The organism is Marinicella litoralis (assembly GCF_002591915.1).
Lineage (GTDB): Bacteria > Pseudomonadota > Gammaproteobacteria > Xanthomonadales > Marinicellaceae > Marinicella > Marinicella litoralis.
In genome coordinates this window covers 106,173-131,504 of the sequence record NZ_NIHB01000005.1, presented here as the reverse complement: position 1 = coordinate 131,504, position 25,332 = coordinate 106,173, and the positions used below count along the sequence as shown (strand labels likewise).

27 protein-coding genes are annotated in these 25,332 nt (G+C 45.4%); 10 read left to right on the top strand and 17 right to left on the bottom strand.

The window, feature by feature from the left end:
• Window positions 1-137: 137 nt before the first annotated feature.
• Entirely contained in the window at window positions 138-347 is a 210-nt protein-coding gene (locus CCS90_RS14860) for a hypothetical protein (protein ID WP_143751562.1), read from the bottom strand.
• Window positions 348-456: 109 nt separating this feature from the next.
• Here CCS90_RS14860 and CCS90_RS13270 point away from each other — a divergent pair, with 109 nt between their 5' ends.
• Window positions 457-1,170: a hypothetical protein gene (locus tag CCS90_RS13270; RefSeq protein WP_099020056.1), complete on the top strand. Its 714-nt coding sequence runs from the start codon at window positions 457-459 to the stop codon at window positions 1,168-1,170.
• Window positions 1,171-1,777: 607 nt separating this feature from the next.
• Here CCS90_RS13270 and CCS90_RS13260 read toward each other — a convergent pair.
• Both CCS90_RS13260 and CCS90_RS13250 read right to left on the bottom strand, forming a co-directional pair.
• Window positions 1,778-2,941 (bottom strand): hypothetical protein, encoded by a 1,164-nt coding sequence (locus CCS90_RS13260; protein WP_133566555.1) that lies wholly within the window; start codon window positions 2,939-2,941, stop codon window positions 1,778-1,780.
• Window positions 2,942-3,361: 420 nt separating this feature from the next.
• On the bottom strand, window positions 3,362-4,711 hold the full coding sequence (locus CCS90_RS13250) for an MATE family efflux transporter (protein WP_099020052.1): 1,350 nt from the start codon (window positions 4,709-4,711) through the stop codon (window positions 3,362-3,364).
• 158 nt (window positions 4,712-4,869) lie between these two features.
• Between CCS90_RS13250 and CCS90_RS13245 the strand changes: the two genes are divergently transcribed.
• A complete protein-coding gene (locus tag CCS90_RS13245; protein WP_099020051.1) occupies window positions 4,870-5,154 on the top strand; it encodes a DUF1244 domain-containing protein in 285 nt (94 codons plus the stop codon).
• Between the two features lie 311 nt (window positions 5,155-5,465).
• On the opposite strand, the gene CCS90_RS13235 is transcribed toward CCS90_RS13245, so the two are convergent.
• The 3 genes from CCS90_RS13235 to CCS90_RS13220 form a co-directional block, all read right to left on the bottom strand.
• Window positions 5,466-5,936, bottom strand: coding sequence for a GNAT family N-acetyltransferase (locus CCS90_RS13235; RefSeq protein WP_099020049.1), 471 nt, complete (start codon window positions 5,934-5,936; stop codon window positions 5,466-5,468).
• Window position 5,937: 1 nt separating this feature from the next.
• Complete coding sequence (locus CCS90_RS13230; RefSeq protein ID WP_099020048.1) at window positions 5,938-6,684, bottom strand: TerC family protein; 747 nt, start codon at window positions 6,682-6,684, stop codon at window positions 5,938-5,940.
• Between the two features lie 644 nt (window positions 6,685-7,328).
• Entirely contained in the window at window positions 7,329-8,765 is a 1,437-nt protein-coding gene (locus CCS90_RS13220; protein ID WP_099020046.1) for a right-handed parallel beta-helix repeat-containing protein, read from the bottom strand.
• A gap of 124 nt (window positions 8,766-8,889) precedes the next feature.
• Between CCS90_RS13220 and CCS90_RS13215 the strand changes: the two genes are divergently transcribed.
• Entirely contained in the window at window positions 8,890-9,261 is a 372-nt protein-coding gene (locus tag CCS90_RS13215; protein ID WP_099020045.1) for a cupin domain-containing protein, read from the top strand.
• 179 nt (window positions 9,262-9,440) lie between these two features.
• Entirely contained in the window at window positions 9,441-9,911 is a 471-nt protein-coding gene (locus CCS90_RS13210) for an SET domain-containing protein-lysine N-methyltransferase (protein WP_099020044.1), read from the top strand.
• Between the two features lie 21 nt (window positions 9,912-9,932).
• Here CCS90_RS13210 and CCS90_RS13205 read toward each other — a convergent pair whose 3' ends face one another.
• Window positions 9,933-10,505, bottom strand: a complete 573-nt coding sequence (locus tag CCS90_RS13205) for a PhnA domain-containing protein (protein WP_099020043.1) — start codon at window positions 10,503-10,505, stop codon at window positions 9,933-9,935.
• A gap of 595 nt (window positions 10,506-11,100) precedes the next feature.
• Here CCS90_RS13205 and CCS90_RS13195 point away from each other — a divergent pair.
• Window positions 11,101-13,533: a zinc-dependent metalloprotease gene (locus CCS90_RS13195; RefSeq protein ID WP_099020041.1), complete on the top strand. Its 2,433-nt coding sequence runs from the start codon at window positions 11,101-11,103 to the stop codon at window positions 13,531-13,533.
• Between the two features lie 503 nt (window positions 13,534-14,036).
• Here the strand turns inward: CCS90_RS13195 and CCS90_RS13190 are convergent.
• The gene (locus CCS90_RS13190; RefSeq protein ID WP_099020075.1) at window positions 14,037-14,519 is read right to left on the bottom strand and encodes a glutathione peroxidase; all 483 of its coding nucleotides are present in this window, start codon (window positions 14,517-14,519) and stop codon (window positions 14,037-14,039) included.
• Window positions 14,520-14,653: 134 nt separating this feature from the next.
• Between CCS90_RS13190 and CCS90_RS13185 the strand changes: the two genes are divergently transcribed.
• The 5 genes from CCS90_RS13185 (at window position 14,654) to fghA (ending at window position 18,814) form a co-directional block, all read left to right on the top strand.
• Window positions 14,654-15,244 carry a carboxymuconolactone decarboxylase family protein gene (locus CCS90_RS13185; protein WP_099020040.1) on the top strand — a complete coding sequence of 197 codons (591 nt, stop codon included), beginning with the start codon at window positions 14,654-14,656 and terminating at the stop codon, window positions 15,242-15,244.
• A 9-nt stretch (window positions 15,245-15,253) separates the two neighbouring features.
• On the top strand, window positions 15,254-16,195 hold the full coding sequence (locus CCS90_RS13180; protein WP_099020039.1) for a cation diffusion facilitator family transporter: 942 nt from the start codon (window positions 15,254-15,256) through the stop codon (window positions 16,193-16,195).
• 20 nt (window positions 16,196-16,215) lie between these two features.
• A complete protein-coding gene (locus CCS90_RS13175; RefSeq protein WP_133566556.1) occupies window positions 16,216-16,776 on the top strand; it encodes a GNAT family N-acetyltransferase in 561 nt (186 codons plus the stop codon).
• A gap of 71 nt (window positions 16,777-16,847) precedes the next feature.
• Complete coding sequence (locus tag CCS90_RS13170; protein ID WP_099020037.1) at window positions 16,848-17,960, top strand: S-(hydroxymethyl)glutathione dehydrogenase/class III alcohol dehydrogenase; 1,113 nt, start codon at window positions 16,848-16,850, stop codon at window positions 17,958-17,960.
• A 14-nt stretch (window positions 17,961-17,974) separates the two neighbouring features.
• The gene (fghA, locus tag CCS90_RS13165; RefSeq protein ID WP_099020036.1) at window positions 17,975-18,814 is read left to right on the top strand and encodes an S-formylglutathione hydrolase; all 840 of its coding nucleotides are present in this window, start codon (window positions 17,975-17,977) and stop codon (window positions 18,812-18,814) included.
• Between the two features lie 50 nt (window positions 18,815-18,864).
• Here the strand turns inward: fghA and CCS90_RS13160 are convergent, their stop codons facing one another.
• From CCS90_RS13160 to CCS90_RS13120, 9 genes are all read right to left on the bottom strand, one after another.
• Complete coding sequence (locus CCS90_RS13160) at window positions 18,865-19,431, bottom strand: hypothetical protein (protein WP_133566557.1); 567 nt, start codon at window positions 19,429-19,431, stop codon at window positions 18,865-18,867.
• A 164-nt stretch (window positions 19,432-19,595) separates the two neighbouring features.
• Window positions 19,596-20,093: a GNAT family N-acetyltransferase gene (locus CCS90_RS13155; protein WP_099020034.1), complete on the bottom strand. Its 498-nt coding sequence runs from the start codon at window positions 20,091-20,093 to the stop codon at window positions 19,596-19,598.
• Between the two features lie 9 nt (window positions 20,094-20,102).
• On the bottom strand, window positions 20,103-21,437 hold the full coding sequence (locus tag CCS90_RS13150; protein ID WP_099020033.1) for a type II toxin-antitoxin system HipA family toxin: 1,335 nt from the start codon (window positions 21,435-21,437) through the stop codon (window positions 20,103-20,105).
• Window positions 21,437-21,799: a helix-turn-helix transcriptional regulator gene (locus CCS90_RS13145; RefSeq protein ID WP_099020032.1), complete on the bottom strand. Its 363-nt coding sequence runs from the start codon at window positions 21,797-21,799 to the stop codon at window positions 21,437-21,439. Before CCS90_RS13145 ends, CCS90_RS13150 begins: the two co-directional genes overlap by 1 nt.
• A gap of 183 nt (window positions 21,800-21,982) precedes the next feature.
• Window positions 21,983-22,699 (bottom strand): L,D-transpeptidase family protein, encoded by a 717-nt coding sequence (locus CCS90_RS13140; RefSeq protein ID WP_442757011.1) that lies wholly within the window; start codon window positions 22,697-22,699, stop codon window positions 21,983-21,985.
• Window positions 22,700-22,843: 144 nt separating this feature from the next.
• Window positions 22,844-23,326 (bottom strand): cytochrome c, encoded by a 483-nt coding sequence (locus tag CCS90_RS13135; protein WP_180236534.1) that lies wholly within the window; start codon window positions 23,324-23,326, stop codon window positions 22,844-22,846.
• A 121-nt stretch (window positions 23,327-23,447) separates the two neighbouring features.
• A complete protein-coding gene (locus tag CCS90_RS13130) occupies window positions 23,448-23,801 on the bottom strand; it encodes a DUF1428 domain-containing protein (protein ID WP_099020029.1) in 354 nt (117 codons plus the stop codon).
• 118 nt (window positions 23,802-23,919) lie between these two features.
• Window positions 23,920-24,363 (bottom strand): rRNA maturation RNase YbeY, encoded by a 444-nt coding sequence (gene ybeY, locus CCS90_RS13125; protein ID WP_099020028.1) that lies wholly within the window; start codon window positions 24,361-24,363, stop codon window positions 23,920-23,922.
• A 17-nt stretch (window positions 24,364-24,380) separates the two neighbouring features.
• Complete coding sequence (locus CCS90_RS13120; protein WP_211337076.1) at window positions 24,381-25,304, bottom strand: PhoH family protein; 924 nt, start codon at window positions 25,302-25,304, stop codon at window positions 24,381-24,383.
• Between the last annotated feature and the right edge of the window lie 28 nt (window positions 25,305-25,332).

Genomic DNA, 25,332 nt, shown 5'->3' with positions numbered 1-25,332 from the left:
GGAATCAATGCGATAAGTGCAGTAGAATTAATTAATGGGTAAGAGGTTAAGATCTTCGACAGGTATTATATTGAGTTTATCGAAGTGTCTCTGTTGCCAGCTCGGACTTTCTAGGTTGGGAGATCCTTCGGCTACGCTCAGGATGACACTTTGGTCTCTGATCCAGTCTCGATTCTAGCACCACCATCCTTGGTGGCGTCGGCTACGCAAGGCAGCGATTGCTCCGGGCAATAGGCTGCATTTCCTGCATCCATGTGGGTCAATGACATGTTTTTGGAAGGTATCAATGGGTCAGAGTCGTCGATCGAAAGTGTCAATCTGGCGATAAAAAATTGGCGTGAATGCAATGATTTTTTCGCATATGTTTTTACAAGGCGAAGATTTTTGGGAATTTATATCTATTTTAAATATACCTGATTTCTACTGTGACACACTACCAACTTATGAGGTGAACCGATGAAAACAATCCTTAAAAATAAAATGATCAAAACACACTATATACTGCTCCCACTGATGTGTCTCAGTGGTTGTAAAACATTGAATTTGGTGCCTGATGACATCCCAGAATCCGTTTCCATGGTGGTCCGATGTACGGCCAATAAAGCAGGGGCTTTTACTTTGACTTTAAACAATGGTGATGGTGCCTTATCTCCACCCAGTGGCCAAGTCATTCAAGCACAGACCAAACCCTATCACGCTCAAGCCAGCTTCACGCCCAACCCAACCGGTCGCTCTCGAGAAGGCAGCATCATCTGCAATCACTCTGTGGTTCAACCCAACAAGCCAGTCACCAAAAAATTCAAAGTCAGAGACCGCGTTGAACCGGTTGTGGCTTTATTTGCGGCACCCAATGTGGCGCAAGTGGGTGAGACTTTTGCTGTCAATGTCAACATCACCGACGATCCGACTGGACCTGGACAAGGTGTCGCCAGTGGTTTGGATGCGATTCACGTTAATCTAACCGGCGCCTTGCGAGGTCCTGGGATTATTGAGCTGGCTGGACAAAACCCCGGACCACCTGATGGCGTTCAAGGCCCTTTGCAGTACAACACACCCATCAGCATCACTTGTGTTCGTGAAGGCGATGCCACCATTCGATTATTCGTTTTAGATGCGGCCAGGAATCAAACATTTTCAGCCATCCATCAAATGGCATGTATCAGACCTTAGTACATGTATTCAATGAGGTTAGGGTCGTTATTTTTTTCATTGCTCTGCCAATAGTAGGCGCCTTAAAGGCCCTACTTTTGGTGGGAAGTGTTTCAGTTTCTTGAATGGGCTTTCCTGCGTTGGGAGATCCTTCGGATGTTTGCTGCGCAAACGAGATCCTTCGATCTCTGATCCAGTCTCGATTCTAGCACCACCATCCTTGGTGGCGTCGGCTACGCTCAGGATGACATTACAGATTCTAGCACCACCATCATTGGTGGCGTCGGCTACGCTCAGGATGACAGTACAAATAGACTTTGCTCGGCAGCGATTGCTCCGGGCAATAGGCTGCATTTCCCACATCCATGTGGGTCAATGACATGTTTTGGAAGATATTAATGGGGTTTGAGTTGTTGGTTTTTTATTGTAAATGGCCCTTCGGGTGTTTGCTGCGCAAACGAGATCCTTCGGCTACGCTCAGGATGACATGTTTGTGAGAATATCAATGGGGTTTGGGATGTTGTTTTTTTATTGCACTTCCAACTGTAGGCGCCTTAAGCGCGACAGGCTCAGTGAGCTGAATACATGGGGTTATGTGTTGTTCTCTGACTTTGCGGTTATTCTGAATTCAGTACAACACCAAAAATGAATCGTTGGGTAATGCGCTTGCTGCGACGCGGCTGAATTGTGCTGGGTTCATGCCTTTTGTGCTGGGGGATTCTAGGGTTTTTGAATCTGGGTCAAGCATTTGTAGTTTCAATTCACCCCCTGAAAAATAACCGTTGCCTTCGCTCCAGGCGATTAATTTAACGCCTGAATGATTGATGGCCATCGTGGGGTGTTTTTGGCGGATTGCTTGTTCGGGTTCTTTGATTAAAACCGGCTTGGCCTGTTTGTCTGGGTTAATCGGCGAGGTATAGATTTTACCGGCTGTTTCCCAGGTGATCCATAGATTACCTTGGTTATCTTGGGTCAGGTCATTGGTGCTTACTGGACAGGAACTGTATTGCCATTTATCCACCAGTTGTGTCTGTTTTTGATCATCGATTAATGACAACAACTGCATGTCTCTCTCTGTGCCATTTTGGGCGCTTCTGTATGCCACCAACAACTCGCCCTGCTGGGTGTATTCACTGGCATAACCACAACATGCACAGCCACCGATGCTTTGGTCTCCAATCATGGTTTCTTCACCAAAGGTTTTCCCATAGTCATTCGAGCTCATGGAATAAACGGTGCGCAAACTTTCGTCCCATCCAGCCATCCAGCTCATGGTGATGGTATTTTTATGGGCAGATATCACTGCGCTGGCCTCAGCACCTTCTGGGTATTCAGTCACCAAAGAACGTTCTGCTGAAAAATTTTCAAGTTCGGCGTCTGAACGACTGTACATATAAGCCGTTGGGTTTTGTCCCAGCCAGGTGACATGTACTTGACCCAAATCATCAACCGCCAGTTTCGCTGTCGCTATCACATCGGGTTGGCGGTAGGATTTTTGTGAAATCTGGATGGCTTCAGACCAGGCTTCGGTATCAGGCAGGTATTGTTTATAGAACAAATGCCCCATTCGGCTTTTGCTGTCTGCTATTTTAAAGTAAAGCAAATGCACCCGGCCTTGTTTATCGAGCAATAACTCAGGTTGAATTTCGTCTTCAGCCATGGCTTGAATAATGACTTTCGGGGCTGATGAGGCATAGACATCACTGGCCATTATGTATTGAACAGAGAAAACAGCAACAACTGTAAAAACCAATAAGGCAATTGTCTTTTTGGTGGCGTTTCTCGTAGGCATGTTCATTCAGCTTTAAATTCAGAGGGCCCATTATAATTCAGAAAGCCTGGCTTGGGCACCTAGAAGCGGTGTGATTGTTTTATGGACCTGTTGTAGGCTGTGATTTTTTGATTGGGTTATCTGGCGTTGGGAGTGTTTTTGTTTGCTGTTAGGTCTTTCCAGCGTTGGGAGATCCTTCGGATGTTTGCTGCGCAAACGAGATCCTTCGATCTCTGATCCAGTCGCGCTTAAGGCGCCTACTGTTGGAAGTGTCTCTGTTTCCTGTTCGACCATACCAGCTTTGGGAGATCCTTCGGATGTTTGCTGCGCAAACAAGATCCTTCGGCTACGCTCAGGATGACTTTCTAGTAAGGTCACTGAGCTTGTCGAAGTGCTTAGCATACCACTTGTCGCGCTTAAATCGCCTACAGTTGGAAGTGCTCAGTCGGTTTGGGGTTTGGGTTTGAGGATTTTTAGACGGTGTTGGGTGTATATCAGGGCTATTATGGAGCTGGTTAGGACGATGGCAACTATCGACCAGAAGATTGAATAGAGGCCGAAATCCAAAACTTCAATCAGCACGTAGAAGGCGATGATGGGGAGGATCATTTGGCGCAGGACGCCGATGACCAAGGGGAACAAGGGTTGTTTGATGGCTTGGAGTAAGGCGTTGGAGCAGAACAGCATCATGTAGCCGTAAAAGGCGAAGGCGTCGGCTCTGAGGTAGTAGACACCGACATCGACAATCTCTTGATTATCACTGAACTGGGTCATCATCAGGGGTGAGAGGAAAATCATGGTGGGGATGAAGAATACTGAGATGAGCAAAGCGATTTTTAATGATTTGCTGTAGATTTCTTTGACCCGATCGATGTTCCCTGCCCCGTAGTTCTGTCCGACCAAGGCCATCACAGATGCATTCAAGCCCAAGGCAGGCATCAGCAACAACTGTTCCAGGCGGATGCCAACTGAATAACCGGCCACTGGATAATCACCGAATTGTGAGATGAAGTAGATGGTGATGAAACCACCGATAATGATGGTGAGCATGTTCATGCTGGCGGGCATGATTTGTGCCAGCAGTTGTTTCCAGTGATCGAAATTATACGCAGGTTTAGACCAAACACCGACTTCGTTCATCAGCACTTTCCACAGGTACAGCGATGAACCCATTTTGATCACCAAGGTCGACCAAGCCAAACCCGCGACACCAAAATCAAAGACAAAGATAAACAAAGGATTCAATAACCAGTTGGCAAAGAAACCAAAGATCAGAACATTGCGGTAACTGGTGGTATTTCCGTGGGCAATCAGCGCACCGGCAAAACAGCTGGTCAGGTTAAAAAACAGATTACCAAATAAGATCACCGAGGTGTAATCCCAGGCCACCGCGACGATCTGCGCGTCGTCACTGAGGAAGTCCAATAAATCATCAGCGAACAACCAGCCCAACAACAAAATCACCGCCGACAAAAACCAGGTGATGCCATGTGAACAATCAATCCATTCACGCACTTTATCTATTCGCTTGCTGCCCAGGTCAGCCGCCACCATCGCCGAAGTGCCACTTTGTAAGCCCATGCCCAAAGCCAGAAACAAAGCGAACACAATGCTGGCGATCGACAACCCTGACAGTGCCACATCAGAAATCTGCCCAGCAAACCAGTTATCGGTGAGGTTGTATAAGGTATTGAACACCATGCCCAGTGCCGCCGGTATTCCGATGCGAATCATGTGTTTATAGACCGATCCTTGGGTCAGGTCTTTTTGTTCTGCGGTGGCTGCTTTCATGCTGTTGATTCTTTGGCTTGGGTCTGGGTATCTGCATCGATTGTAACAGATTACTGGGTCGATGAATGTCGGTAAAAAATTTCAAAGCCCTGGCTTTGTTGTCATTTAATTCAGGCGGCTGAATGTTAGAATAATGCTTTTATTCAGATTAAAAGACCATGGAAAAAGAAACTGAAATCAAAGCCCGCGTATTGGATCGTTTGATCGAACATTTTGATCAACACAAAGAAGTACAAAACATCGACTTGATGATTCTGGCCAATTTCTGCCGCAACTGCCTGTCCAAATGGACGGTTCAAGAAGGCCAAGAAATCGGTGTTGATATCGATATCGATGAAGCCAGAAAAATGATCTATAAAATGGACTATGCCGAATGGAAAGCAAAGCACCAACCGGAAGCCACACCGGAACAGTTGGCGCAGTTCAATAAGCTGAAACAATGAAAAATCAAAGTTTTTAGGCCAAAGGTATGTGAGTCAGTTGAGTGCTTGTGATTCTAGTTGGTCTTTCCAGCGTTGGAAGTGTCTCTGTTTCCTGTTCGACCATACCAGCGTTGGGAGATCCTTCGATCTCTGATCCAGTCTCGATTCTAACACCACCATCCTTGGTGGCGTCGGCTACGCTCGGCAGCGATTGCTCCGGGCAATAGGCTGCATTTCCCACATCCATGTGGGTCATTGACATGCTAGGAAAATCACAGCTCTGGTCAACTAATCGGCAGCAGTGTGTACAGCCTTTGTTTGAAAACTAAGATTCACAGCGCTAAGCACATAAACACATTATTGGGGTCTTTCACATAATCGCCGAAGGGTTCGCAATATTCAAATCCATGCTTGAGGTAGAGGTTTCTGGCGGGTTTAAAATAATCCATAGAGCCTGTTTCTAGCTTAAGTTGTTGGTATCCCTTGGATTGGGCTGTCTCGATGATGTATTCAAGTAACCTTTGACCGACGCCGCGACGGACGAATGCGGGCGATGTTTTCATTGATTTGATTTCAGCCAGATGATCCTGCCAATGTTTCAAAGCCACACAACCGAGCAATTTATTCTCAGACCACAATGAATAAAAGCTGATTTCAGGACGCTGCAAGGCTTGAATATTTAACACATGCCGGCTTTCAAGCGGTGAATGCTCTGCCATTCGGCTCTGGTGTTCTTCTAACAATTGTCGAACATCTTGATGATGCAAATCACCTTCAACCCAATGCCATTTTTCTGCTTTCATTTCAAGCGTCATTGGCTTTTTTCTTGGCCCTTTTGGCCAGCATATTCAAGGTCTCTATAAACACTGAGAAGGCCATAGCTGCATAGATGTATTGTTTGGGGAAATGGATGGAAAAACCTTCGGCAATTAAAGTGGTACCAATCACCAACAAAAAGCCCAAAGCCAGCATCACGATGGTTGGGTTGTTGTCGATGAATTTAGACAATGGTTCGGCTGCCAGTAACATCACCAACACAGCAACAACCACCGCCACCACCATAATCGGTAAATGATCCGTCATACCGACCGCAGTGATGATGCTGTCAATCGAAAACACCAAATCGAGTACGATGATTTGAGCCATCACGGCACCAACACCTTGAGTCACTTGTGAACTCAAAGAATCGGCTTTGTTGATTTTATCAGGGTCAACCATGTACCTGATTTCTTTAGTCGCTTTCCAAACCAGGAACAAACCACCTGCAAGCATGATCAAATCACGCCAAGAAAACGGATGGTCGAAAAGTTCAAACAAGGGTTGGGTCAATGACACGATGAATGCAATGGTGGCCAGTAAGCCCAGACGCAACACCAAAGCCAAAATAATGCCGATTTTTCGGGTATTGGCTTGTTTTTCTTTCGGCAATTTATTGGTCAGGATCGAGATAAATATCAGGTTATCAATACCCAATATAACTTCCATCAATATCAGCGTGGCCAAAGCCAGCCAAGTGTGTGGATCAGCAAACAAAGTTATCAAAGCTTCCATGGTTTCAGGCCTTTTAAATTGAAGGTTTATTATAGATTAAACAACATCAAATGAGTGTGGTTTCATTGGACTGAATTCAATGGTCAGGATGATGTTATTTTTAGTTTGTATTTTCCAGTGTTAGGAGATCCTTCTGGTTGAGCTATCCATCTTTAGGAGATCCTTCGGATGTTTGCTGCGCAAACGAGATCCTTCGATCTCTGATCCAGTCTCGATTCTAGCGCCACCATCCTTGGTGGCGTCGGCTACGCTCAGGATGACACTTGTCGCGCTTAAGGCGCCTACAGTTGGAAGTGTCTCTGTTTTCTGTTCGACCATGCCAGCGTTGGGAGATCCTTCGACTACGCTCAGGATGACAGTACAGAGGGTTTTGTTTTTTATTGTAAATGGCCCTTCGGATGTTTGCTGCGCAAATGAGATCCTTCGATCTCTGATCCAGTCTCGATTCTAGCACCACCATCCTTGGCGGCGTCGACTACGCTCAGGATGACACTTCGATCTCTGATCCAGTTTCGATTCTAGCACCACCATCCTTGGCAGTTTTGACAAGGGGTTTGGGGGTGTGTTTTTTGGGTTTCAATATTACTTTATGACATCCATATCAACAGCCCACTGTAGGTGTTTACCGCTTTGATAAGCGGTTGTTATTCAAAACCATTGGTGAAAATTAAGTCACAACTCAATTCGTCACAATATTCGAAAGCACCGATGTCTGTGGTACCTGAAATGGGTCGGCTTTGGGTGGATTGGTGTTCTTGGTATTGTTCGAGTAAGGTGTGATCTGGCAGTACCGCAGCCAAGGGTTGCATGCCATTATTGATTAAGTCTGAATTGGCGGTTGGTGACCAGGTTTGGCCTGCCAAGTTGGAAAACATGGGATCAGTGCCGGTGAGGTTATTACCCAGGTCAGTGATGCTGCCAGCTGGGGTACAGTGGCAGTCTTGCCAGCCAGTTTTGAACCAATTGTGCTGCATGTTGACCTGGCCATTGCCGCCGATCAAAGCCAATAAACCGCCGTTGCCGGTGCCATAATAGACATTGTTGAACACGTGGGCTGTTTCATCATTGGTTGAGAGGCGTAATAAAGTGGTGTTTCCGGTGCGGGTGCTGATGACGGTGTTGTTATAAAAATATAAGTCGCCTTTGCGGTAGTCAGCCACAGTACCACTGTCGCCACCATAGTGCACCATTTGTGAGTTGCCCTGCCCGTCAGACTCTATCAACACATTGCCATAGACGTGGGTGGTGGCATAACTGGGATGATTGACCAACACCGAAGAATCCTCTGCATCAACCAAATCCAGTTGGCGGTTACCGTCTTCAATCCAGTTGTTCCTAACCACCAATCCTGCAGAACGGTCTTTCAAGTTATTCCCCAAAGCACCTTCGCGCAAAGCACCAAAACGGTTGCCTTCATAGACGATTCCAATCGCAGCGGTGTAGGTATTGTGTTCATAAATACGGCCGTCGATGCCGTTGTCATAGATGTGGTTGTTTTGAATCAAAATGTTTTGGGTTTGTCCGCCATTGGCCCCGACAAAAATGCCATTGCCTGAATCACGAATGGTGTTGTTACGGAAGGTGATGTTCGCACCAATTTCGACATACAGGCTGGCTGCATTGGTGGCGTAGGTTTCTGTGCCACCACCATCATTGGTGAATTGGTAGGGTGGCCTGGCAGAACGGATGTCCAAGTTTTCGATGATGATGTGTTCAGGCAAATGATTATTGGGCGTGTTGGATCCACCAATTTTAATCAAGCCTCGCCGTTCATTCCAAAAATTAACTCCAGGTACTGTGGTCGCTCCATTGCCATCAATAACGGCTTGTTCCCCATTGGGTCCGTTGACGCCGATAACATGGATGGGGTTCAACTCAGTTCCCACTGCATTGATCACCCATTTTTCTTTATATGGTGCGGTTCTCCAATGGATAAAGACCCGGTCACCCGCTTGTATCGTCGCCCAAGGAACATCGCCGATGTTGAAATAAGGTGGATTCGAATCCACATGGTAGTCTGTCGCCTGCAGGGCACAACTACCAAACAAAAGCACCATGCCCAAACCGCTCAATTTAATCATTTATACCTAACACCGTTCATCATTGAGCATAAATTATAGTGTGCTTTGAATTTAATAATTGTTAAGTGCGTCCAATTATTGAGTTGTTATATAATCTTATGTTCATCTATTACTGGGGTTTAATATGCAAGTCTTTAATCCAAACCACATTGTGACTCAATTGGATGAAATGGAATTTCATGAATTGGATGCCTTCAATGAAGGTGGCAGCGGCGTGTTTTGGGCGCTTGCCAGTGACTGGTCTCCGTGGGAAATGCACCCGGATTGTGAGGAGTTGTTGCATGTGATAGAAGGTGAGATCACCTTGGAAGTTTTACCCTTTGAAGGCGATAAAAAAACCCGTCACAGCATCAAAACAGGTGATTTCATCACCATTCCCAGGGGTTTGTGGCACCGACAAAAAATCCGTTGTAAAACCAAAGAATACTACCTCACACCGGGTAAAACCTTACATTCTCACGAAGCCGACCCAAGGATCAATCAAACCGAACCATAAATCTGATTGCTCAGCTGGGTAGATAAGCCTTCTATGTTTGCGCCTGTCAAAATTCGGTTTGGAGTAAAAAATTATTGCATTTCAAATTTTTTTTAGTATAAATGCATTATTGATTTATCAATCTTGCAGTGGGCCAAAAATGGCTCATTTTACTAAGCTCTTGAGGAAGATTTGCAATCATGTTGTATCCACCAGAATATGGACAAGATCCTTTGTATCCACAAGCAAAAGATTTTAAAATTGAATATAAAAATCATGTCGTAGGCAGTGGCATGGTGACATTGAAACGGTTTAAAAAAGGCGAAATCATCGCCAAACTGGCCGGTGATGTGGTGACTTCAATCAGACCCCATTCTTTCAGAATCAGCAAAAAGAAACATTTGAATGACAAGTATTTTATCGGCTACTTCATTCACTCTTGTGTGCCCAATACCGCCATCAACACCAAAGAATTGATTGCCACTGCCCTGACAGACATCGAACCTGGCTCGTACATCAGTATCGATTACAGTGCCACTGAGGATTACTTGTTTCGACAATTCAAATGCAATTGTGGCAACAAAAAATGCCGTGGCGTGATCGCAGGAAAAAAAGAAACCAAGCGATCTGGATTGTCTTTGATGAGCTATTATGAAGATGACTTTTGTTGATTTGCTGTTACAGCAAAGCACTCAATAAGATTTCTTCACATATTCAGTTAAAATCACGATGCGCTGGCTTTCAACTTTGCCTTCGATTTGACCCGGGTTATCTGGCACCAATGAAATGTTCCTGACGGCGGTACCTTGTTTAGCGGTGAAACCACCCCCTTTGACTTTCAAATCTTTAACCAAGGTAACCGTGTCCCCTGCTTCCAGCTTGGCCCCATGACAGTCGGTATGCAACACTTCTTCGGTGCCTTCACCGGTGGCTTTGGCCCATTTCAATTGATCGTCTTCCAAATACATCATGTCCAACAAAGCCTGTGGCCACCCTTCAGCTGATAAACGGGTCAACAACCGCCAAGCCAAAACTTTAACCGCGGGTACTTCGCTCCACATGCTTTCATTCAAACACCGCCAATGGTTGGCTGCTGTTTGTTCCTTGTCTTCGATTTGAGTTCTGCAGGTACCACAAAGGTATGCACATGACTCAACATCAATCTGTTCAACCGGCTCAACTTGATAAACCTGTAGGTCATCCGTTGCTTGACACAACTCGCATTGACCGCCCGAACGGTCTTGTAAAATGGCTTCTATTTTCATGTGGCGCATTATACTTTCAACCACAGTTTAATTTAAATTCTATTGAGACTTAATTGCCATTTTATTTCAGTTCATACCTTCGGGTAATCCACCTCAGCTTTATTTCATGCCTCTGGGTTATCGACATCAGTCGACCTGTGTGGCTCGATTACAAAGGGAAAAGGGTTGGCTAAAGCCAACAACCCAAACCTTATGTCTTACTCCTGGGTTGTCGACTTCAGTCGACCTGTGTGGCTCGATTACAAAAGCAAAAGGCTGGCTAAAGCCAACAACCCAAACTTTATGTCTTACCTTCGGGTAATCCACTTCAGTTTTATTTCATACCCCTGGGTTGTCGACTTCAGTCGACCAGTATGGCTCAATTGCAAAAGCAAAAGGTTGGCTAAAGCCAACAACCCAAACCTTATGTCTTACTCCTGGGTTGTCGACTTCAGTCGACCTATATACTCCGATTACCAGGAAAAAGGGTTGGCTGAAGCCAACAACCCGATACAATATTCTTAAGTTTGTTACATTGCCAAATCTTTATTGGTGACTTTTGACGTTAGGATTGGCACAATAAATGCCATTATTTTGACCCAGACAAGAGGAATCTATGCGTTTTCAAACCACCATCCTGATCTTACTTTTCATGAGTTTTGCGTCTTTGGCCGAAGCCCCTGAGCCCGCAGCAGCTGATAAAAAAGACATTGCGACTTTCACGGCTGACATGCAGAAACACAGCGGTTTTGTTGATTTTTATTGGGATGAGACCTCAGGTAAAATCTATTTAGAAATAGCCCAGTTCAATACCGATTTACTTTATGTTTACTACCTACAGTCTGGTGTCGGGTCCAATGACATCGGTTTGGATCGTGGACAAATTGGTGGTTACAGTTTGGTGCAATTCAAACGTTTGGGTCACAAAGTCATGATGGTTGAACCCAACCAATCCTACCGTGCCTATTCTGACAATGCGGCAGAAAGACAAGCTGTCGAAGATGGCTTTGCACAATCTGTGCTGTGGGGTGGTGCTGTGATGGCACAAAGTGATGGACATGTCTTGGTCGATTGGACCGATTATTTATTGCGCGATTCACAAGGCATCACCGACCGTTTGGCTCAAATGAACGAAGGCCAATTCACTGTAGATGGCAACCGATCTGCCATATTCATGGACAACAGCAAGAATTTTCCAGAAAACACCGAGTTCGAAGCCTTAATCACCTTACAAGGCAGCAAACCAGGTAAACACATCAGTTCAGTCGCACCCAGCCGTGACACCCTCAGTATCAGAACCCACCATTCATTGGTCAAACTGCCTGATGTTCCTTATAAAACCAGACGTTTTGACCCACGTTCAGGCGGCATCCCAATCAGTTTCAAAGATTACGCCGTACCACTGGGTGAATCCATGGACCAACAATGGGTGATCCGTCATCGATTGGAAAAACAAGACCCGACAGCTGCGGTCTCTGACCCACTTGAACCCATCGTTTATTACTTGGATCCTGGTACGCCAGAACCGGTTCGCTCGGCTTTATTGGATGGTGCCAGGTGGTGGGAAGACGCTTTTGAAGCGACAGGTTTTTCCAATGCTTTTGAAGTTAAGTTGTTGCCTGCAGACGCCGATCCTTTGGACATGCGGTACAACACCATACAGTGGGTTCACCGCTCAACCCGCGGTTGGTCTTATGGCGCCAGCATTGTTGATCCACGCAGTGGGGAAATACTCAAAGGTCATGTGACTTTAGGCTCTCTCAGGGTTCGTCAGGACATGTTGTTGGCCCAAAGTTTGTTGTCACCGTATGATGGTCAAAAAGATGTCAGTGCCGTTGAAAAAGACATTCAGGACATGGCGCTGGCTCGCTTGCGTCAACTTTCTGCCCATGAAGTCGGTCATACATTGGGTTTAATCCACAACTTTTACACCAGCAGCATAAACCGCGCCTCGGTGATGGATTATCCACATCCCTTGATCAAAATAACCGACCAAGGCACTTTGGATTTATCCGACGCCTATGATGTGGGTATTGGTTCATGGGACAAAGTCTCCTTGGCCTATTTATACCAAGATTTTGGGACATCCAATGAATACCAAGCCCTCAACCAGTTGTTAGATAAGGCGCGTGAAGACGGTCATGTTTTCATCGCTGACAGGGATGCCAGAACCCCTGGTGGCAGCCAACCGTTCGCCCACCTGTGGGACAATGGAGCCGATGCAGCACAAGGCTTAATGGATGTTCTTAAAGTGCGCCAAATCGCATTGGATCATTTTGGTTTGAGCACCATTAAATCAGGTCAAGCAGTGGCCAGTTTAGAACTTCATTTGGTGCCGGTTTATTTGTTTCATCGTTACCAAACAGAAGCGGCGGTTAAATTGATTGCTGGGGTTAATTACCGCTACGCCATCAAAGGCGAACCTGATGTCAAAGCTCAAATTGTTGCTGCCGCTGCACAACAAAAGGCATTGGATGCAGTGCTGGCTACTTTGTCGGTCGAAACCTTGGCTCTGCCTGAAGATTTATTGCCTCTGTTGCTGCCACCGACTGAGGGCAGTTACCGCGACCGTGAGCATTTTATTCACCGCACTGGGCTGAATTTCGATGCCTTGGGAGTGGCTGAAACCGCAGCCAAACATTCACTTCAATTATTACTGAACGCAGAACGTGCCAACCGTTTGGTCGAACACCATGCAAGGAATGCAGCTTATCCTAGTCTGTCTGAAGTGTTGTCGCAATTGTGGCAGCACACTTGGGAGCAAAACCACACAAATAACTATGCCCAAACCATCCAACAAGGCATAAATTGGGTCACACTCAAACAAATCATGGCCTTGGCGGTAGATAAAAAAGCAGCACCAGTCACCCATGCCACAGTCACCGGTTTTTTACAAAGCAAACAAAAGGTTTTAAGCAAAAGCAAAAAGCACAAATCCTTTAACCAAACCGCAGCGGCTGCTATTGTGCAATTTTTAGATAACCCAACCGCACCGATTGAAAGCACAGAATCTGCGATACCACCAGGTTCACCAATAGGTATGGATTAAGGCTCGAGGAAAACAACAGCATTCTTGCGGCGTAGACTGGGCTCAAGATGCCACTTATCGTGCTTTAGCCCCTATTGGCCTTAAGGGCCCTACTGTTGGGTGGAGGTGTTTCTGTTTACTGTTCGACCATACCAGCTTTGGGAGATCCTTCGGATGTTTGCTGCGCAAACGAGATCCTTCGGCTACGCTCAGGATGACTTTCTAGGAAGGTCACTGAGCTTGTCGAAGTGCACAGTCGGCTAGGTAGTTAGCTCAATGAGCTTGTCGAAGTGCTCAGGATGCCACTTGTCGCGCTTAAGGCACCTACAGTTGGAAGTGTCTCTGTTTCCTGTTCGACCATTCCAGCGTTAGGAGATCCTTCGGCTACGCTCAGGATGACTTTCTAGCACCACCATCCTTGGTGGCGTCGGCTACGCTCAGGATGACACTTCGATCTCTGATCCTGTCTCGATTCTAGCACCGCCATCCTTGGCGGTGTCGACAGGTGGCAGTGCGTTTGTTACTTAGGCAGCCAAGGCTTTTTCAATGTATTTCTTGAGGTCTTCTGGTTTGGTGGTTGGGGCAAATCTTTTGATGGGTTGGCCGTCTTTACCGACCAAGAATTTAGTGAAATTCCATTTCACTTTCTTACCCAAGGTTCCTGGTAACTCATCTTTCAAGTATTCAAAAACTGGGTGGGTGTCTTTGCCATTGACGTCAATTTTACCAAACATGGGAAAACCTACACCATAATTGATCTCACAAAACTCACTGATTTGGTCTGCATCACCGGGCTCTTGTTTGCCGAATTGGTTACATGGAAAACCCAGTATTTCCAGACCTTGTTCTTTGTATTCAGCATACAAGGCTTGTAAACCTTCATACTGTGGAGTCAGGCCGCATTTACTGGCTGTATTAACCACCAAGACCACTTTGCCTTTGTAAGCGTCAAGTGGTTGTTCTTTGCCGTTCAAGGTTTCGGCTTTCAGGTCATAAAATGTTGTCATGGGATTCTCTGGATTAATGATCAAACTATATTATGGTGTCACTGTATAGAAAATTAAAGCATGAGTGATGAATAATCCTTGAATTTTATCTACGCCCCGTTTAGCCTAATCCTTTTAAAAATAAGTGAGACCACATGCCTTTAATTGACCCACTTGATCAATTCGCCAACCCTGAAGTCGAAAGACTGGTAAAGTTTTTTAATGAAACTTTGGGCTTTTGTCCCAACAGTGTACTGACCATGCAAAGAAGACCTGCCATTGCTGAAGCTTTTGTCAATTTGAATATGGCCGTGATGGCCAATGAAGGTCGGGTCACCGCCGAACAAAAACGTTTGGTGGGTTATCTAACCAGCGCCCAAACCGGATGTCGCTACTGTCAGGCTCACACCATTTTAGCAGCTGAACGCTATGGTGGATCACAACAGCGATTGGATCATATTTGGGAATTCAGAAGCAGTGATTTATTCACCGATGCAGAAAAAGCCATGTTTGAATTTGCATTGGCGGCATCCAGTGTGCCCAATGCAGTGGACCAAAAAATTGAATCTGAACTTAAAAAACACTGGGATGATGGTGAAGTGGTTGAAATTTTGGGTGTCATTGCCTTGTTTGGGTATTTGAATCGATGGAATGATTCCATGGGAACCTCTTTGGAAACTGGCGCTGAGGATGCTGGCATGAAATATTTTGGCAAAAAAGGTTGGGACAAAGGCAAACACCAGTAAACTACACCAATGAATCAACCACATAATCACTCAGACCATTCACATGATCATGATCATGGACACCATGACCACAGCGTAGCAGTTAACCAAGACAATAAAGTGCGCGTGCTTTGGGCCATGGTATTGACCTTTGCTTTCATGTTTGCCGAAATCATCGGCGGTCTCATCTCTGGTTCATTGGCACTGTTGGCTGATGCCGGTCACATGTTCAGTGACGCCTTGGCTTTGTTGCTTTCTTGGTTAGCTTTTAAATACAGTGACAAGGGTGCTGATGAAGCCCGCAGTTTTGGCTGGCACCGATTTCAAATATTGGCAGCCTTTGTCAATGGTATGAGTCTGTTGGTGATTGCAGCTTGGATTGTGATTGAAGCCGCCCAACGCTTCTTTCAACCAGTGACTGTTATGGCCACACCCATGCTGGTCATTGCGGTTCTGGGCTTAATCGTCAACATCGTGGTTTTTAAAATTCTCAGCGGTGGTGACCAAGAAAACCTAAACCTAAAATCTGCCATGATCCATGTGTTGGGCGATTTACTGGGGTCTGTGGCCGCCATTGTGGCTGCCATTCTTATTATGTACTTTGGTTGGTATTGGGCTGATCCGGTGTTGTCGGTGTTGGTGGCTGTATTGATTCTAAGGTCTGGTTGGCATGTGGTGAAAAAATCGGCACATATACTGATTGAAGGTTCTCCAGATGAAGTTGATGAAGCAAAGGTCAAACAACAATTGATTGCTGACATACCTTCTGTGGTTGATGTCCATCACATCCATGTTTGGTCATTGACCAATGACATTAACCTCATGACACTGCATGTAACCATTGATGAAATTCAAACCGAAACCGATGTGTTGAAAGCCATTAAAACCTCGCTAAAACAACATTTTGAGATTCAACACACCACCATCCAAGTCGAGCATTTGCCTTGCCCTGATGACGATTGCCAAATGTAGATTCCAACTACCACACCATCATGAGTCATATTAAAATCACAGCCGCCAGAACAAGACAAGATATATTGGGAATATTAAAGCTTCAAAAAGAAAACTTGGCCGCAAACGTTTCACCTGAAGAGGCCAAATCACAAGGGTTTGTTACGGTCAAACATGATTTTTCCATTTTGCATGAAATGAATCAGAAACATCCACACACCATCGCCAAAAATAGCGATGAAGTGGTGGGCTATGCGCTGGTAATGTTACAAGAATTTTCAACTAAAATTTCGGTACTGTTACCGATGTTTAAAAGAATTAATGCCCTGCGATACCAAAACAACATCATTCAACCTGATCAATATTTTATCATGGGTCAAATTTGTATCGCAAAATCACATCGCTCACAAGGAGTTTTTGCAGCACTCTATCAAGGCATGAAACAGCAAATGTCACCGCATTTTAAATTCATCATCACAGAAATTGCCGAAACCAATACACGTTCAATCAGAGCCCATGAAAAAGTTGGGTTTGAGACCTTAGATATATATTCAAGTAAAGGGGTCATGTGGAGGATTGTTTTGCTCAATTTACAGCATTAAAACGATCACATGAAAGCGCAACGACATTTCAGCTGTGTTATTATTAAATGCCATACTCTTAGTTAAAAAAAATGAAAATTCGTGCAGCAGTGGCTTGGGAAGCAGGTCAACCATTATCCATAGAAACCTTAGACATTCAGGGCCCTAAAGCGGGTGAAGTGATGATTAAAATGGTCGCCACTGGGGTATGCCATACCGATGCATTCACTTTATCAGGGGCTGATCCAGAAGGCATATTTCCATCTGTATTGGGTCATGAAGGTGGTGCCATCGTGGTCGAAATCGGCGCAGGCGTGACTTCAGTCGCAGTCGATGACCATGTGATTCCACTGTATACGCCAGAATGTGGTGAATGTAATTTTTGTACCTCAGGTAAGACCAATTTGTGCCAAGCCATTCGTGCCACCCAAGGCCAGGGCTTGATGCCTGATGGCACTTCACGCTTATCGTTCAATGGCCAAACCATTTACCATTATATGGGTACATCCACTTTTGCAGAATATGCTGTGGTTCCAGAAATTGCGCTGGCAAAAATCAATCGACATGCCCCCTTAGACAAAGTCTGTCTTTTGGGCTGTGGCATCACCACCGGTGTGGGTGCAGTATTGAACACAGCCAAAGTCGAAGCAGGTTCTACTGTGGCTGTTTTTGGATTGGGCGGCATTGGTTGTGGGGTGATTCAAGGTGCTGTGATGGCCGGTGCCAGTCGCATCATCGGGGTAGACATCAATCCTGATAAATTTGAGTTTGCCAAACAAATGGGTGCCACTGAATTCGTCAACCCCAAAGACCATGAACTACCCATTCAAGATGTTTTGATTGATTTAACCGATGGTGGTGTTGATTATTCATTTGAGTGCGTGGGGAATGTTGAACTGATGCGCTCTGCTCTGGAGTGTTGTCACAAGGGCTGGGGTGAATCTGTCATCATTGGTGTGGCCGGTGCGGGCCAAGAGATTGCCACCCGCCCTTTTCAGTTGGTCACTGGTCGGGTGTGGCGAGGCTCTGCATTTGGCGGTGTTAAAGGTCGCAGTCAATTGCCAGGCATGGTAGATCAATACATGGCAGGTGAACTAAAAGTGGATGAGTTTGTATCTCACACCATGCCCTTGGACAAAATCAATGAAGCCTTTGACTTGATGCATGCAGGCAACGGAATACGCAGCGTCATCACTTTTGATTGAACCGGAGCTTATGCATGGAATTGAAAAGTAAAAACAAACTACACGGCGGCGAACTTTCCTTTTACCAACACCTTTCGAAAGTGAACAATTGTTCGATGGGCTTTGCGGTTTATTTGCCACCTCAAGCACAAACGCATCAAGTGCCTGTGCTGTACTTCCTCTCTGGTTTAACTTGTACCGAAGAAAATTTCATGATCAAGTCAGGTGCACAAAAATATGCAGCTGAACATGGCATTGCCTTGGTGACCATGGACACCAGCCCACGAAATTTAGGGATTGAAGGTGAGGACGACAGTTATGATTTTGGCTCTGGAGCTGGGTTTTACTTGAATGCCACGGCTGAACCCTGGGCCAAAAATTACCAGATGTACGACTACGTGGTGCATGAATTGCCTGAAATCATTGAACAAAACTTTCCAATCCAAACCAATAGCTCATCCATTTTCGGTCATTCCATGGGTGGTCATGGTGCTTTAACCATGGCTTTAAAGAATCCCGGCAAATACCGATCGGTCAGTGCATTTGCACCCATAGTAGCCCCAACCCAAAACGATTGGGGAATCAAGGCATTTAGCGGATATTTAGGCGAAGATAGGAGCCAATGGGAACAATACGACACCGTTGAATTGATCAAAAACACACAAAATAAAATGCCGCTGTTGATTGATCAAGGCACTGACGATGAATTTCTTGAAGCGTATTTAAAACCAGAGTTATTGGTCGCTGCCTGTGAGGCCAATCAGCACCCATTGAATCTCCGGATGCAACAAGGTTATGATCACAGCTATTATTTTATCAGCAGCTTTATTGAAGATCATTTGGTCTATCATGCCAAATACTTAAAGTCAGATTGATGGCTTGATTTGGTCTTTTATTGAACCCTCAACTGGATAAAAAGCCAAGCTTATTTCCACATGGTAAGGGTTAACAGTTTTTTTTCTGAAATGGGCGCATTGATGTTAACCAACATCCAGCGTTTTCGCTTTTGAAACTCCAAACTGACCAGTTGTGACAAATCGTCACCCATAAAAACCACATGCCTTTCATGTTTTGATACATGTCGCACACACAGGGTAAAACCATCGGCTGTTTCCTGTTCATAGACTTGATCACAAGGTAGCAACTCAGCCACCTTGGCTTTCGCTCTCAGATAAGCCTGCATGTAGTTTGACAATTCCCTGGGAACTAAAAACCGCACCGCTTTTTCTGCTATTTGAGTGGCCATTGTTTCATCCATATTGGCTTCATCGGCAAGCTTAATGGCCGCTTTGACCCGCTCTTTCATGCCCTGATTCAATGACGCGAAATCAATGTATTCTGCCAACCCTGCTTCCCATTTGATGCGGTTTTCTTTGGGCAGCTTTCTGTCATCACTGATGATGTACATGATTCCAATGTCGCGCATGGTGGCATCGATTGAAGCCTGATCAGGTTCATGGGCCAATACTTCAGCAGTGGAGATAATTAGCAACAGGCATAGGCCAAGGCGCACAGTCGTTTTTGCGGGATGAAGTGATGGTTTACAGCAGTTTTTCATGATTTTTATCGCAGACATTGGCCGGTCAGAGTCATTATTCTAACACAGCAAGTTTATCTGGATCTGGCGATGGGAATCAGTACAGCCTTCACCCAAACTCAGCAGTTGTACTGTAAGTGTTTTCGATAAAACACATTATCCACCGCGATCAACGGAAAGGATTGAGGCAAGTTTGATTTTTTGATTTTGTTATAGCCATTTTTTTCATAAAACCGCATGGCCGCCTGATACACGTCTATGGTGCCCAAATATATATCGGTAACACCTTGTTCTATGGCCCATTGATGAGATCGTTTGAGCAAGCTTTGGGCCACACCTGATGCTGAACCTCGGAAGGCTGCTGCCACAAACATTTTTCGCAACGCCAGCTGTTGTTTACCGATGTCAAGCAATGCGATGGTGCCGACCACTCGATCCTCATAGATAGCGACCCAAAAATGACCATTGCCTTGTTGATAAAAGTCGGGGATGTCACTTAAATCTGGCTGATCCTCAACTGTAATCGCCACGCCAAATTCTTCGCTTTGAATCCCGATGATTAAATCAACGACTTGTTGTTGATCACTTGTTCGGTAAGTTCGGTAATGGATTGTCATGGTTTACTGCTAAATAGTTAACCTTAAGTGGCTGAAAATATCAGCAGCAAAGCGTTCATCTACGCCAGCCTTTTCTGCATACTCTGGCCACTTGGCGACCACTGACAAAACTTCGTCAATCAGCTCATCGGCGGTTCGAAAGTTGGCAATCGCTTTCGCTACTTCAAGCAAGTCAGAGCGTTTAAAATGATCGCGCTTGCCATTGAGACTCAGTTGGTGTGATGACACCCAGGGTGATCCTGGCTTATAACTATAGGCCACATCAAAAGCTGGTGATAAACGCCATGAATCGGTTAAATCATTTTTCACAAAACCAAAATTTTTACAATGGTCATCGTGGTTCCGTGCCACCACATTGAACACCATCCGCCGGTACAACTCAATGGCGTCAGTTCGGGGTAAGCGTAACTGTCTGGCCACTGACAACAATTCTTCATAACTGAAAGCACCTGGTTGTTTAAAATCGGCATGGGCCATACCACACAATGACTGGTAATGGCATTTGTGGTTGCCTATGCGATCAAAGCGCTTGGTCATAAAGTGTGCGCGACGTCCCTCGAGTAACAATTCACTGGGCGCCATGCTTATACCGGCATCCAGTGCCATCAAATAATAAGCATACTCCATTCGTCCATAGCCTTGTGGATCTCCAAAAGTTTCGCTGTTGGTTTTGTGTTCTTCCACCCCATCAAACTTCAATAGATAATGCTCAAACCCTGCTGGAGCTGGCACTTGACCTGAACGTATTTCACTGCGTTCTTGGTTGATGGCAATCACTGCTTTGGCTCGCGCACCACCGGCCGATGTGCCTACCTGAAGAATCGCATGCATGGCACTGTTATTGGGCTCGTTGTTGCTTTGGCTGTTGTTCTGTTGGTTGCCATCGAAGTGCTTATTCAAACCTGCGCGCTGATCCAGTATGTGTTGTGCCATACCAATCAAAGACGTCATGTCCAACACCTCCCCTGCTTGGTAACCCCTGTCCAGCATCGGCAAGAACTCCAAAGCACCCATGCCTCTGGTACCGGTATACAACAAGCGCTCCACCGGAGAGAATGATTTTGTGTCCCTGCCTTGACGACTGAGCCAGGCATTGATCACTGCATTGCCAAAGTCATCGGGTAATGCGTCTGCAAAGATGCCTGGTAAGCCATGAAATGTTTCGTAATTCAGGCTTGGAAAACTGTATTTGGTGGCAGCCAATGGCATGGTAATCGGTGCAATTTCTGCCCCCAATTGGCGCCATTCAGGCGAATATTCAAAAGTACTGAACCCCGTTTTTTGTTGGTAAGCCAAAGCACCCACCAAGTGGCCCCACAATCTGATTTCAGCCAATTGATTCATCACCAGTCCATAGCTTTTTCTTGGTGGGTCGTTTCATCGCCCGACTCTGTTTGGCTTGACAACTTTCTGCTGCCAGATGCCCTTTGTCGTTTTTTGCCTTGTAACTTCAACTGCTCCATCGGACTGAATACCGTGTCAGGAATGGCATGATCTAACAAAGACACCTGTCCAAAAACCCGCAACACCGCCACCACATTGACTAATTTGGCTTCACCGGCCTCCAGACGGCGGTAACTGATTCGCGACAAACCCACCTCATCAGCCACAGCTTGTTGAGTTAAATCTCGCTCTAAGCGCAATTGTTCAATCCTGCGACCCAGTTCTTTAGCCACGGCTTGATCTGTCATTGAGTTGAAATTCATTGCTTGTCTCACCAATTGTTAAGGATAGTTTTCTATTCATTGTATAGTTATCACCCTTGTTATGGTAACTTATCTTTGCATTAAAAGCAAATACATTTAGGTTTAATGTATATTTAATTTTACTTTAAGCCAGTATATGTACTTAATGCATCAATTAATTTACATTACATAAGTCAAGGTGTATCAAGACTGCAGCCTGAACCTGGTAAAAGCGGCTGTGATGTTTTGATACAACTCAGTGACCCAGGCAGGTGATCCAACAGTTGGAACAAGCGGGGTTTTTCTGGGGTCGGTAGGCGCAATAATGACCTGAACATTGTGTTTGCCCACATCAGCCACCAAAGTAAATAATTGTTCGATGACCTCATCACCCATCGCTAAACATCCTATAGAAACGGCTTTGCCATGAATAAATATATCACTGCCAGGCTGGTCTCTGTTTTCTAGCTGAGCCCACTTAAGATCAAAGGAATTGGGGTAATTGAGTTTCATTGACAAATGGTATGAACTGTTTGGATTGAGTCCAATGATTTGGTACAGGCCTTCGGGAACCTGTCTGTCACCTTCACGTAATTTCGGCCCGAGCACTCCACTGGCTGCCCTGATGGTGTAATCTGTAACCTGACGCCATTGATCATGACTGGAAGCCCACAGTTCAAGCTGATTGCGGTCTTTGAACGCCAACAGTGCGATCTTTTGCGGAGGATAGGATAAACCGACAGATGTAAACTGTGGTTTGAGCACCTTTCGAGCCGCATCGCCATATTGATTGATCACCTCGGCCACAGTTCTGGCACCAAAGGCTTTCACGTAAACAGGGTGCCAATAAGGTCGGCCCAATAAATAGCCAACCAAGGCCACACCAAATAACAACAAAATAACATAAACACGTACACTCAAAGCCATCACCTGTCAAAATCAAGAACACTTGTATAGATTGACCCCCAAGCAGTGGTTAAGTTTAATTGAATCTCAGCTTTGACTCAGTCAATCACTTAACAGACAGCGCCTAGAAACGCAGGGGGAAAAGTTTCTGCTCAAGCTTCAATGCCCATGTTGTTTCGCCTCAGGCGTTTTCTGATACAACGGAAACTGGTGTTGGGCATGGGCTTGGTGACAGCTGCCACATGATTCAAGCAACTGGCCATAATAAAATGCCACCAATTCTGGTTTTTTGTTGGCGGCCACATGTTGTAGCATGCCGGCATAGTAATGAAATTGAAGGTCTTGTTGTAAAAAATCTTCTGGCAACAAGGTATGCAATTGATGCATTTGTGCTTGCGTGAGGTTTTGTTTGAGAATAAAACTGTTTTCAATTTGGCTGGCCAATTGTTCTGTCTGTTTATAGTTTCCAGCGGCAATGAATGAAACCATGTCTTTCATGGCGGTTTCAATCGCCCTCATTTCTTGCCGCAGCAAAGCCCTAAGATCAGAAGGTAAAGCCTCCACCCCTGACTTCTGATCGGCAGCCATACCAGCTGAAAAAGTCATCAGCAACAGACTGGCAATCATAAACACCCATTTCATCATTTGAATCATTCCGGTTAAATTAAGTAGTTTGACTGAATAACACCCTTTCCGTCAAGATTTGTTGTGTTCATCGTCAAGATCGAACTTACACCCTGATTGATCAAAAAACCAACCCAACCTAGACGTCTAAGATGACATCAAAACCACCATAAATCATGCGTTTGCCGTCAAAAGGCATGGGGTTTTGATCTGGATGCATTCTGGGGTCTTCCATCACTGCTTGCCAACCTGCATCACGGACCTCCTTGGAAGGCCAAACAACGGTTGAAAAAACCACTGTTTCGTCTGGTTTACATTTCACTGCCATGGGTAATGAAGTCACCTCTCCATCCGGGACATTTTCACCCCATGACTCTATGATCTTTAGCGCCCCATTGTCCTTAAAGACCTCAGCGCATAATTTGGCATGCTCAATGTATTGATCTTTATTCTTAATTGGAACTGCTGCCACAAAACCATCAATATAATTCATCGTTTCCTCCTGCTGGCGTTATGCCAGGTAAATTGTCCAGTAAATTATACAACAAGGATTGATCAGCTATTGGCCAATACCAACCATGGGTGTCAGGGGTTTTTAAACGATTGAAAATTCAATGGTATGGATCAACCATACCCAATGCTTTCAACAACTCTATTTCCAGAGTTTCCATCTCCTCAGCATCGACATCTTCGATGTGATCATAACCCAATAAATGCAAGGTGCCGTGGATGCTCATGTGGGCCCAATGGTTGACCGCTGGTTTGTTTTGATCTACTGACTCTCTGATGACCACCGGCGCACAAATCGCGAGGTCGCCTAAATGGGTGGACTCAACGAAATCAGGTATTTCGGCAGGGAAGGACAATACATTGGTCGGCTTGGCTATGCCACGGTAGCTGTGGTTTAAATCGTGGCTTTCAGTTTCATCCACAATCTTGATACAAATTTCGCCAGTGATGTTCAGTTTTTCAGCAACCTGATTCAACCAAATTTGGAATTGGGCAGAATCAGGTGCTGCCAAGTTGTTTTCGTTGATTAATTCGAGGCTAATCATACTGAATCCTCTGACGCTTATTTTTTCTGGTTGTCGTAAGCATCAACAATTTTTTGTACCAACGAATGTCTGACCACGTCTTTGGATTTAAACCAGCTGAAGCTGATGCCTTTGATGTCTTGTAAGATATCCATGGCATGTTTCAAACCAGATTTTTCACCTGGGCGCAAATCAACTTGGGTGATGTCACCGGTCACCACTACCGTGGTGTTGAAACCGGTACGGGTCAGGAACATTTTCATTTGTTCGACTGTGGTATTTTGTGCTTCATCCAAAATCACATAAGCATCATTCAAAGTACGACCGCGCATAAAGGCCAATGGTGCAATTTCGATTTCGTTTTTTTCCAGCATTTTTTCAACTTTGTTGTTACCCAACATGTCATACAAAGCATCGTACAAGGGACGCAGATATGGGTCCACTTTGTCGCTCAAATCACCAGGCAGAAATCCCAATCGCTCACCCGCTTCAACAGCAGGTCGGACCAATACCAAACGGCGCACCCGATCATTCATATAAGCTTCAACCGCACAAGCCACGGCCAAGTAGGTTTTTCCGGTGCCTGCCGGACCAATGCCGAAATTGATGTCATGGGTGACGATGTTATGTAGATACTCTTTCTGATTGTCAGAACGTCCGGTGATTACACCCGCTTTGGTTTTGATCGCCACTTCTTGTGGCTCATAATCCGGTTTGGTGGCATTACCTGCCAAAATAACGTGCACAATTTCTGGATTCAATGCCTCTTTTCTGGCTTCTTTAACCAACAAGAACAGCATTTTGGCTGCATGTTCTACATGGCTAACACCGCCTTCTATTTGAAATTTATTGCCGCGGGCGTGAATGTCAGTTTGGGTGTGTTCTGACAACTGTTTAAGGTGGGCATCATGGTGGCCATATAAATTGGCCAAGGCACCATTGCTTAAGTCAGAAATTTCCATGTTACGAACGGTGGAGTTCGTGCTTCCC

What these genes read in the sequence shown, in the direction of transcription:
- CCS90_RS13270 (WP_099020056.1), top strand. Translation starts at nt 457, where the DNA reads ATGAAAACAATCCTTAAAAATAAAATGATCAAAACACACTATATACTG.
- CCS90_RS13260 (WP_133566555.1), bottom strand. Translation starts at nt 2,941, where the DNA reads ATGCCTACGAGAAACGCCACCAAAAAGACAATTGCCTTATTGGTTTTT.
- CCS90_RS13250 (WP_099020052.1), bottom strand. Translation starts at nt 4,711, where the DNA reads ATGAAAGCAGCCACCGCAGAACAAAAAGACCTGACCCAAGGATCGGTC.
- CCS90_RS13245 (WP_099020051.1), top strand. Translation starts at nt 4,870, where the DNA reads ATGGAAAAAGAAACTGAAATCAAAGCCCGCGTATTGGATCGTTTGATC.
- CCS90_RS13235 (WP_099020049.1), bottom strand. Translation starts at nt 5,936, where the DNA reads ATGAAAGCAGAAAAATGGCATTGGGTTGAAGGTGATTTGCATCATCAA.
- CCS90_RS13230 (WP_099020048.1), bottom strand. Translation starts at nt 6,684, where the DNA reads ATGGAAGCTTTGATAACTTTGTTTGCTGATCCACACACTTGGCTGGCT.
- CCS90_RS13220 (WP_099020046.1), bottom strand. Translation starts at nt 8,765, where the DNA reads ATGATTAAATTGAGCGGTTTGGGCATGGTGCTTTTGTTTGGTAGTTGT.
- CCS90_RS13215 (WP_099020045.1), top strand. Translation starts at nt 8,890, where the DNA reads ATGCAAGTCTTTAATCCAAACCACATTGTGACTCAATTGGATGAAATG.
- CCS90_RS13210 (WP_099020044.1), top strand. Translation starts at nt 9,441, where the DNA reads ATGTTGTATCCACCAGAATATGGACAAGATCCTTTGTATCCACAAGCA.
- CCS90_RS13205 (WP_099020043.1), bottom strand. Translation starts at nt 10,505, where the DNA reads ATGAAAATAGAAGCCATTTTACAAGACCGTTCGGGCGGTCAATGCGAG.
- CCS90_RS13195 (WP_099020041.1), top strand. Translation starts at nt 11,101, where the DNA reads ATGCGTTTTCAAACCACCATCCTGATCTTACTTTTCATGAGTTTTGCG.
- CCS90_RS13190 (WP_099020075.1), bottom strand. Translation starts at nt 14,519, where the DNA reads ATGACAACATTTTATGACCTGAAAGCCGAAACCTTGAACGGCAAAGAA.
- CCS90_RS13185 (WP_099020040.1), top strand. Translation starts at nt 14,654, where the DNA reads ATGCCTTTAATTGACCCACTTGATCAATTCGCCAACCCTGAAGTCGAA.
- CCS90_RS13180 (WP_099020039.1), top strand. Translation starts at nt 15,254, where the DNA reads ATGAATCAACCACATAATCACTCAGACCATTCACATGATCATGATCAT.
- CCS90_RS13175 (WP_133566556.1), top strand. Translation starts at nt 16,216, where the DNA reads ATGAGTCATATTAAAATCACAGCCGCCAGAACAAGACAAGATATATTG.
- CCS90_RS13170 (WP_099020037.1), top strand. Translation starts at nt 16,848, where the DNA reads ATGAAAATTCGTGCAGCAGTGGCTTGGGAAGCAGGTCAACCATTATCC.
- fghA (WP_099020036.1), top strand. Translation starts at nt 17,975, where the DNA reads ATGGAATTGAAAAGTAAAAACAAACTACACGGCGGCGAACTTTCCTTT.
- CCS90_RS13155 (WP_099020034.1), bottom strand. Translation starts at nt 20,093, where the DNA reads ATGACAATCCATTACCGAACTTACCGAACAAGTGATCAACAACAAGTC.
- CCS90_RS13150 (WP_099020033.1), bottom strand. Translation starts at nt 21,437, where the DNA reads ATGAATCAATTGGCTGAAATCAGATTGTGGGGCCACTTGGTGGGTGCT.
- CCS90_RS13145 (WP_099020032.1), bottom strand. Translation starts at nt 21,799, where the DNA reads ATGAATTTCAACTCAATGACAGATCAAGCCGTGGCTAAAGAACTGGGT.
- CCS90_RS13135 (WP_180236534.1), bottom strand. Translation starts at nt 23,326, where the DNA reads ATGAAATGGGTGTTTATGATTGCCAGTCTGTTGCTGATGACTTTTTCA.
- CCS90_RS13130 (WP_099020029.1), bottom strand. Translation starts at nt 23,801, where the DNA reads ATGAATTATATTGATGGTTTTGTGGCAGCAGTTCCAATTAAGAATAAA.
- ybeY (WP_099020028.1), bottom strand. Translation starts at nt 24,363, where the DNA reads ATGATTAGCCTCGAATTAATCAACGAAAACAACTTGGCAGCACCTGAT.
- CCS90_RS13120 (WP_211337076.1), bottom strand. Translation starts at nt 25,304, where the DNA reads ATGGAAATTTCTGACTTAAGCAATGGTGCCTTGGCCAATTTATATGGC.